The organism is Streptomyces capoamus (assembly GCF_014654935.1).
GTDB lineage: Bacteria > Actinomycetota > Actinomycetes > Streptomycetales > Streptomycetaceae > Streptomyces > Streptomyces capoamus.
The window spans coordinates 12,153-18,567 of sequence record NZ_BNBF01000007.1 but is presented as its reverse complement, the minus strand read 5'-3'; the positions used below and the strand labels follow the sequence as shown (position 1 = coordinate 18,567).

Below are 6,415 nucleotides of genomic sequence, written 5' to 3'. Positions count from 1 at the left end.
GCCGGAGCGAGAGGCCGTCGACGGCCCGCACGCTCCCGTACGTCTTGGTCACCTGGTCGAACCCGACCACCGGGGTGGTGGCGGGCGCCGCTGTCGTCGTCATGGGTCCATGCTGGCCGCGCGGACGGTGGCCGCGGCAGTGTCGGCGGTCCTGGATGCCGGATGACAGATGTCATGCGGATCGGGTGACGGACACGGGCACGGACACGGACACGGCGCGGGGGCGCCCCTCGGGAAGGGCGCCCCCGGCCGATGTGCGGCTAGCTGGGGTTGGTGTCGATGACCCCGACGCGCTCAGCGGCCGTCCTGCCGCGCAGCGCCTTGCGCAGGGCGGCGACGACGTCCTGCGGGAGCACGCCCCGCTTCCCGGTCGCGGTCTGGATCTGCACCCCGTCGAAGGTGCTGCCGTACGCGTTCTTGAGCGCCTGCAGGTCGTAGGTGTCCACGAGCGTGCCGTCGACGGCCTTGAAGCTGATGATCTTCGGCAGCGAGACCGGGCCGAACGGGATGCTGTGCGCCGCGTCGGTCTGCACCCGGACCAGGCCGGACATCGCGGGCTTCGCGAAGTCCTTCAGCATCCGGTCGACCTCGGCGTTCGACACCGTCGGCTGCTTGGTGGTGGTCGGCACGGCGACCGCGGGCGCGGCGCCCTGCTCCACCAGCGTGCGGTAGGCCTGTTCGACCGCGTTGGTCGAACGGCCGGCGTCGATGGCCTTGCCCGCCTTGCCGTAGACGGGCACTGCCTTGCCGGACTCGAACTTGATGGTGCCGTCCGTGACCGAGCCGGAGCCGCCGCCGGCCTGCTGGAGGGCGGCCTGCAGCTTCTCCTCGTCCACCGGCATGACCGGCTGGACCACGCGCTTCTGTCCGAACAGGGAGCCGACCACGTGCACCGGGTTGTAGTCGCTCTTCGCGGCCTCGCTCACGGTGGCCTGGTAGTCGAACTGCAGTCCCGCGTTCTCCGGCGTGAGGGTGACCGTCCTGCCGCCCACCGCCAGCTTCAGCGGCTTGTTCACCCGGCTGCCGAAGGCGTCGTCCAGCTTCTTGACGGCGTCGTCGCGGGTGCCGCCGCCGATGTCGACGCCGAGCACGGTGGTGCCCTTGGGCACGTCGGTGTGGTTCATCAGCAGGCCGGCGCCGTAGGCACCGCCGACGACGACGACCACGCCGACGCCGAGCAGCATCAGCTTGCTGCGGCCCTTCTTCTTCGGCTTGCCCGCCGCCTTGGGCGCGGCCGCCGGCTGGGGCTTGGGCGCCGCCGGGCCGTCGGAGGGGGTGCCGAAGGGGGCGTTCCCCGGGTCCGGGACGACCGGGATGCCGCTGGTGACGGTGTGTCCGGAGACGTTGCCGGCGGCCGGGGAGCGGTAGCCGGGCGTGCCCGGCTCGGGGGCCGGCTTCTGCGGGGTGAGGATCGCGGTGTCGTCGCTGAGCCCGCTGCCGGGCCCGCGGCCCGCGGGACCGGCCGCCGGGCCCCCGGGGGCCGTGAGATCGGCGATGTCGGTGAGGGCGCTGCGGCCGGGCGGGGTGCCGTAACCGGCGCCGGAGGGGCCGTCGAAGGGCTCGCCCGGGCCCGCGCCGGGGCCGCGGCCGGCCGGCGGGGCGAAAGTGCCGTCACCGGTGACCGGGCCGCCGGTGGGACCGGCCGGGCCCTGCGGGCCGCCGGACCCGCCGTGTCCGCCGGGCCCGTTGTAGCCGCTGGCGCCGCCGTGCCCGTGGGCGCCGGCCGCCGCGCCGCCGTAGCCGTCCTGCCCGCGGGACGCGGCCGCACCGAGGCCGTTCCGGCCGCCGTTGCCGGCGCCGCCTGTCTTGTCGGCGTGGTCGGCGTTGTCGGCGTTGTCGGAGAAGTACGGCAGGTCGTCCCGGCGGGACTCGTCGGAGCCCGCGGAGCCGGGGCGGGAGCCGCCCAGCGGGCCCGCGGCCAGCGCCTCGGTCACGTCGAAGGAGCCGGTGCCGCCGCCGTGGCCCGGGGCGACGGGGCCGCCGGTGGCGCCGGGCAGGCCCTTGCCGTTGGTACCGCCGGGGCGGGAGCCGCCGGGCACGCTGACGGAGCCGACCACACCACCGGGCCGGCCGCCGCCGGGGCGTGCGCCGGTGGTACCGGCCACTCCGGACGCCCCCGGACCACCCGTTCGGCCGCCCGGGGCGCCGGTGGAGGCGGCGGGGGCGGCGGAACCGCCGGGGATCCCGGCGCCGTTCGTGCCGCCGCCGCCCGGACCGCCCTTGGGGGCCGAGGACTTGCGGGGCGCGAACCAGTCGCTGGTCTTCTCGTCCGCCTGGGCCGCGGGCTCACCCGGGGCCTCGACGGCGGGTCCGGCGGGGGTCCGGTCGGCGGCGGGCCGCGGCTCGGCGGCGGGCGCCACGTCCCCGGATCCCTCGCCGTCCCCGACGGGCTTGCGCATGACGACCGGCGGGATGGGCCGGGAGCCGGGGATGTTGATCCGGATCCGGGTCGTCAGCGTGGTCTCGGTCTTCTTCTCCTCCGGTCGCGAGCCCGAACGGCCCGCGCCCGTACCGTCGTCGGAAACCATGGGGGTCCCGTACGGCGGCGTGCCGGAGGGGTATGCGGCTCCGCCGCGCCCGTCGGGCCCGGAGGACGGAGTGTCAGTTTCACGACTCAAGGCAGGTTCTCCCAGTTGGCTCCACCGCCCGTGACGACCTCACTGCGGGCGGCTCGGCGGCGCGCACCACCATACTGGCCACTTCTGGCGCTTATCCCATGACCGCCGGGGAAACCCACACGGGACTCGCACGCGCGCCGGACGGCGAAGTGGTACGTCACTTCCCAAGTCGGGCCCCACCGCCGCGAGGTTGCCGCCCGGCGCCGACGGTGGCGCAGATCACAGCGAGCGCCATACCGCCGAGCAGGAAGAGATAGGACCCGCCGCCCGCGCCGAACAGGAAGTCGCCTTCGGGGCGTGTGGTGGTGAGCAGGACGACGGCGACGATCCAGCCCGCTGCCGGCGCGACCGCCCCGCCCCGGCCCGCCGTGGCGTGGGCGCCGCCGAGGAAGAGCCCGGCGGCGCCGGCGAGGGCGAGCAGCAGCCCGCCGGGGAACCAGCCGCCCTGCACCAGGGCACCGGCGAGGCCCACGAGGGCGCCGAGCAGGAACAGGCCGACGAGGGCGGCGGCCCGGCCGGCGGAGGGCGGGCGCAGCGGCTGGGCGAGCAGGGAGCCGTCGCGGGCGTCGCTCATGACGCCTCCCCGGGGCCGAGGCCGGCGAACAGGTCGGTCTCGCCGGGCTGTCCCGGGCCGCGCACCAACTCGTAGTACTCGGTGGTGAACAGCGGCTGGGCGAGGGCGTTGGAGAGTGCGAAGCAGGGCCCGGCCACCTCGATCTGGGTGGCGTGGGCGCGCATCGCGGCGGCCTTCGCGGCGGCGTACGCGGTGCCGTCGATCGTGGTGGTGATCCGTGCGTCGTCCACCACGCCGGGTACGTCGTCCACGGTCGCGCTCTTGTCGAACGGCGAAACGGACAACTCGTCCTGGAGGCGGGCGAAGGCGGCGTCCGCGACGGAGCGCGGGACGCGGTTCCAGTACACCTTGGCGATGCGGTGACCGCGTTCGGCCGCGAAGTCGGCCGCCCGCATGGCGACGCGGTGGGCCTGGATGTGGTCCGGGTGTCCGTAGCCGCCGTTGTCGTCGTACGTCACGAGGACCTGCGGGCGGACCTCCAGGATCACGTCGGCGAGCCGGCCGGCGGCCTCGTCGACGTCGGCCTGCCAGAAGCAGCCGGGGTCGGCGTTCTCGGCCAGCCCCATCATCCCGGAGTCGCCGTACCGCCCGGCGCCGCCGAGCAGCCGGACGTCCCGGACCCCGAGCGCGGCCGTGGCCGCGGTCAGCTCGCCGCGCCGGTGGGCCCCCAGCGCGGGGCCCGTCAGGTGCCGCAGCTCCGGCGGGATGACCTCGCCCCGCTCCCCCAGGGTGCAGGTGACCAGGGTCACGTGGGCACCCTCGGCCGCGTACCTGGCCATGGTCACGCCGTTGTTGATCGACTCGTCGTCCGGGTGCGCGTGCACCAGGAGAAGACGCCGGGAGGGCAGTTCCGTCATGGGAACCACCCTACGAGGTCCCCGCGCGGGTACCCGGGACGGCGGCCGTCAGAACTTGATGCTGCCGATCATGCTGGCGACGTTGGTCGTCAGCTCGCTGATCGTGGGAGCGACCGTCGAGGAGGCGAGGTAGAAGCCGAGCAGCATGCAGACGACCGCGTGGCCGCCCTTCAGCCCCGACTTCTTGATCAGCAGGAAGACGATGATCGCCAGCAGCACAACCGCCGAAATCGAGAGTGCCACGGCGGCTCACCTCCAAAGATCCCAGGGACGCGGGTTCTGATCAGTTGAGCAAATCCATGCAGACGCCAGCAGGTTCATACCCACTCTGCGGTAGTGATCATAACTATCCGTACTCGCGCATCGGTCGGCGCACGGCCGCACAAGGGGGCGCATGGCCAATATGGTCGGGGGTATGACGACCGAGGCTGACTCCTTCCCCCGTCGGCACGCCCGGACCCAGCGGTTCACGCTCGGCGCGCCGCGTTCCTTCACCGTGGCGCCCGACGGTTCGCGTGTCGCTTTCCTGCGTTCCGGCTCCGGCATCGACCGGGCCAACTCCCTGTGGGTCATGGACCTTCCGGAGGGCGCCGAGCGCCCGGTGGCCGACCCGCGCACGCTCCTTGGGGGCGCCGGCGAGGAACTGTCGGCCGAAGAGCGGGCGCGCCGGGAGCGCAGCCGCGAGGGCGGCGCCGGCATCGTCGGCTACGCCACCGACAGCGCCCTGGAGTTGGCTTCTTTCGCCTTGTCAGGGCGGCTTTTCACGGCGGAGCTGCGGGCCGGCACGGCACGCGAACTCCCGGTGCCGGGACCGGTGATCGACCCACGGCCGTCCCCCGACGGACGGCACGTGGCGTACGTCGCCCAGGGCGCGCTGCGCGTGGTGGGCGCCGAGGGCCACGGCGACCGGGCACTGGCCGAACCGGAGTCGGCGGACGTCTCCTACGGGCTCGCGGAGTTCGTCGCGGCCGAGGAGATGGCGCGCTCGCGGGGGTTCTGGTGGTCGCCGCGGTCGGACCGGCTGCTCGTGGCGCGTGTGGACGACACGCCGGTACAGCGGTGGTGGATCGCGGATCCGGCCCGTCCGGAGCGTGAGCCAAGTAACGTCAGGTACCCCGCGGCGGGCACCCCTAACGCGGACGTGCGCCTGTTCGTCGTGGGCCTCGGCGGGGAGCGCACGGAGGTCGCGTGGGACCGGTCCCGCTATCCGTATCTGGCGCGAGTGCACTGGTCAGAGGCGGGCGCACCGCTGCTGCTCGTGCAGGCGCGGGACCAGCGCAGCCAGCTGTTCCTGGCGGTGGACCCGGATTCGGGGGCCACCCGGATGGTGCACGCCGACGAAGATCCAACTTGGCTGGAACTTTTCGCCGGTGTGCCCTGCTGGAGCCCCTCCGGGCAGCTTGTCCGGATCGCGGACGAGGGCGGCGCCCGGGTGCTGACGGTCGGCGAACGGCCCCTGACCAGCGCTCAGTTGCACATTCGGGCGGTCCTGGACGTGGGTGCGGACGACGTACTGGTTTCCGCCTCTTCCGGCCCGGAGGCCGAGGCGCCGGAAATTGGCGAAGTCCATGTGTACCGGGTGAACGAGCTGGGCGTGGAACGCCTGTCGCAGGAACCGGGCGTCCACACGGCGGTGCGGTCCGGGGGCGTGACCGTCCTGGTGTCCGCGGCGCTGGACCGGCCGGGCACCCGGGCCCAGGTGCTGCGTGACGGAAAAGCGACGACAACTGTCCGTTCTTACGCGGAAGATCCCGGTTTGACCCCACGGGTGACCCTCACGGAAGGGGGCGCACGCCGAATTCCGTGCGCCGTGCTTATGCCACGGGACTACCACGGTGACACTCCCCTGCCGGTCCTCATGGACCCCTACGGCGGTCCGCACGGCCAGCGGGTGGTCGCCGCGCACAACGCCCACCTGACCTCCCAGTGGTTCGCCGACCAGGGCTTCGCGGTGGTCGTCGCCGACGGCCGGGGCACCCCGGGCCGCTCGCCCGCCTGGGAGAAGTCCGTCCGGGACGACCTGGCGGCGGTCGTCCTCCAGGACCAGGTCGACGCCCTGCACGCGCTCGCCGAACGGTACCCGCTGGACCTCACCCGGGTGGCGATCCGCGGCTGGTCCTTCGGCGGCTACCTGGCCGCGCTGGCGGCGCTGCGCCGTCCGGACGTCTTCCACGCCGCGGTGGTCGGCGCGCCGGTCACCGACCTGCGGCTGTACGACACCCACTACCAGGAGCGCTACCTCGGCGACCCGAACGAGCAGCCGGAGGTCTACCGGCGCAACTCGCTGATCGACGACGCGGGCCTGGTCGACCCGGCCGGGCCGCACCGCCCGATGATGGTCGTCCACGGGCTGGCGGACGACAACG

General features: G+C 73.9%; 5 protein-coding genes and 1 pseudogene. 1 reads left to right on the top strand and 5 read right to left on the bottom strand.

Going from position 1 to position 6,415, the window contains the following annotated elements; translation table 11 throughout:
- From IE312_RS39830 to IE312_RS13095, 5 genes and pseudogenes are all read right to left on the bottom strand, one after another.
- Nucleotides 1-103, bottom strand: a pseudogene (locus tag IE312_RS39830) (ABC transporter ATP-binding protein); the annotation flags it as partial.
- Between the two features lie 157 nt (nt 104-260).
- Entirely contained in the window at nt 261-2,618 is a 2,358-nt protein-coding gene (locus tag IE312_RS13110) for a hypothetical protein (RefSeq protein WP_189981359.1), read from the bottom strand.
- A gap of 157 nt (nt 2,619-2,775) precedes the next feature.
- Complete coding sequence (locus IE312_RS13105; RefSeq protein WP_189981358.1) at nt 2,776-3,192, bottom strand: DUF6113 family protein; 417 nt, start codon at nt 3,190-3,192, stop codon at nt 2,776-2,778.
- Nucleotides 3,189-4,049: an N-acetyl-1-D-myo-inositol-2-amino-2-deoxy-alpha-D-glucopyranoside deacetylase gene (gene mshB, locus IE312_RS13100; protein ID WP_189981357.1), complete on the bottom strand. Its 861-nt coding sequence runs from the start codon at nt 4,047-4,049 to the stop codon at nt 3,189-3,191. Before mshB ends, IE312_RS13105 begins: the two co-directional genes overlap by 4 nt.
- Before the next feature lie 48 nt (nt 4,050-4,097).
- A complete protein-coding gene (locus IE312_RS13095) occupies nt 4,098-4,292 on the bottom strand; it encodes a hypothetical protein (protein WP_030346161.1) in 195 nt (64 codons plus the stop codon).
- Between the two features lie 172 nt (nt 4,293-4,464).
- On the opposite strand from IE312_RS13095, the gene IE312_RS13090 reads away from it, so the two are divergent.
- Nucleotides 4,465-6,415, top strand: a 1,951-nt coding sequence (locus IE312_RS13090) for an alpha/beta fold hydrolase (RefSeq protein WP_229899650.1), incomplete at its 3' end; no start/stop codon positions are given.

Coding starts and splice junctions, on each gene's coding strand:
- IE312_RS13105 (WP_189981358.1), bottom strand. CDS start 3,192: ATGAGCGACGCCCGCGACGGCTCCCTGCTCGCCCAGCCGCTGCGCCCG.
- mshB (WP_189981357.1), bottom strand. CDS start 4,049: ATGACGGAACTGCCCTCCCGGCGTCTTCTCCTGGTGCACGCGCACCCG.